The 1,638-nt window shown below is 36.3% G+C and carries 3 protein-coding genes; 1 reads left to right on the top strand and 2 read right to left on the bottom strand.

The window, feature by feature from the left end:
- Both ACK1U4_RS12020 and ACK1U4_RS12015 read right to left on the bottom strand, forming a co-directional pair.
- A partial coding sequence (locus ACK1U4_RS12020; protein ID WP_419401984.1) for a phage/plasmid replication protein, II/X family occupies positions 1 to 473 on the bottom strand: 473 nt, incomplete at its 3' end.
- 140 nt (positions 474 to 613) lie between these two features.
- Positions 614 to 1,021, bottom strand: coding sequence for a hypothetical protein (locus ACK1U4_RS12015; RefSeq protein ID WP_419401985.1), 408 nt, complete (start codon positions 1,019 to 1,021; stop codon positions 614 to 616).
- Positions 1,022 to 1,148: 127 nt separating this feature from the next.
- Here ACK1U4_RS12015 and ACK1U4_RS12010 point away from each other — a divergent pair, with 127 nt between their 5' ends.
- Positions 1,149 to 1,346 carry a hypothetical protein gene (locus ACK1U4_RS12010; RefSeq protein WP_419401986.1) on the top strand — a complete coding sequence of 66 codons (198 nt, stop codon included), beginning with the start codon at positions 1,149 to 1,151 and terminating at the stop codon, positions 1,344 to 1,346.
- The last annotated feature ends 292 nt before the right edge of the window (positions 1,347 to 1,638 follow it).

The raw sequence follows: 1,638 nt of genomic DNA, 5'->3' as shown, positions 1-1,638 counted from the left end.
AAAAAACGCAAACACGGTTGGACTAAACGAGCATGGGGCAACTTAATGGAAAAGGTGACATCTAAACGACTAACACGAGCATTTTTAATGTCAAGCACGGCAAAAAACACTGGGTAATATTCACGCAGTAAACCAAGCATTTCACAAGCTAAGTTATACAAGTCGGAATCACCATAAACATTATGACCCTGCAAAATCTTAGGACTAGCGTTAAGAGCAATGTAAGGCAAGGTATTGGCAACATTGTGTGAATAAAACTTAATCGCCATCGAGCCATAACTGCTAGGCAACGATTCAAAGGGGTGTTTGAGTTCACCCCATGTAACAAAACCTGTTTCCAAGTCACGCTTTAAGTAACTAGGTACGGCTTTAATCTGATAGTCAGCAACATCACCAATAATGCTATGCAAGTTCCCCACTTTCTTGGTGAACTCGGGCAAAACAGGGATATGAATAATCGTTGTGTCAATCACTGACTAAAACCCCCTCGCCTTTTTGATTTTGGTTTGTCTAATGGTGAAACGGATAGAAAGGACTACACGCAAGACAATATAAAGACCAATGAAAACGGCTATTTGGGATTGATGGCGGATAAATAATTCAATCATAAAATTTACCTATCCCAATATTTATGCACAGATTGACCCATAAGAACCCGTTCTTTAACAGATTTATCCAAAGCAGAATAAACATCATCAATAGACTGCTCATTAAGAGATAAACCAGCTTTTTCATTAGGGTTTAAATCAAAAGGCATTGTTGAAATAATTTCACGAAGAGGCGAATGAGGGATTTTTCCATACTCAAGACCTAACAAAATGCGAATAATAAAACATTGAGGTTCAGTTAAAAGAACAGAGGTAAAAGGCAAAACAGGGGTTTCCCCTGCCCCATCATTTAGGGAATCAGAGGAAGGGGAAAGCGGTTTTGTTGAAACAAATTCTTGTAACTCATCTTGTGTCCAAGATGAAAAAAATTCTTGTAAATCTTGTTGAGCGGAATCAGAAACTGAATTTTGCATGGTAACACTCCCTAATGTGTTGTTTCACTGTGTCAGTAACACAATAGCAAGTATATATTACACTGTTTCACTGTGTCAATAACACAGGTGATAAAATACTGTGTCATTGAACCAATGAGGCAAAAATATGGAATCCAAACAATATAGAGTTAAAGCAGTATTCTTTGAAGAACTTAAAGATAAAAGTTTTGATATAAAATACTCACTTAGAGAAGAAGTCACCGAAAGTGATGTAATAAACGCACTACTACACAAACACTTAAAAGAAATCACAGAAAAAGACGTACTAACCTACTTCAAAGACGTTTTAAAGAAAGATATCTAATGGAATACCTAGCACCGCCAAACCGCCTAATAATGAAAATGATTGTCTTTCTAGCAGTGATTGGGCTAATAAAAATAATCGAATTGCTAATAAACAAAAACCTTGTAAACCTCTCAATGTTACTCATAATGATGGTGTGTTTTATCGTGATGGAAAGAACCTTATTTATGACAGTTTTCCAATAAACCAAACTTCGCATAATGCAGATTATGGGCAAGCCTAAAGTAAAAAACCCTGCGTTAAGTTAATGATAACACAGGGTTTTTTACCATAATCACGCACATTATGCGAA

Source organism: Moraxella sp. TY6 (genome assembly GCF_048551375.1).
GTDB lineage: Bacteria > Pseudomonadota > Gammaproteobacteria > Pseudomonadales > Moraxellaceae > Faucicola.
This window is presented reverse-complemented; position numbering and strand designations above follow the sequence as displayed.

Bases quoted from the DNA above. Each gene is read 5' to 3' on its own strand.
- ACK1U4_RS12010 (WP_419401986.1), top strand. From the start codon at position 1,149: ATGGAATCCAAACAATATAGAGTTAAAGCAGTATTCTTTGAAGAACTT.
- ACK1U4_RS12015 (WP_419401985.1), bottom strand. From the start codon at position 1,021: ATGCAAAATTCAGTTTCTGATTCCGCTCAACAAGATTTACAAGAATTT.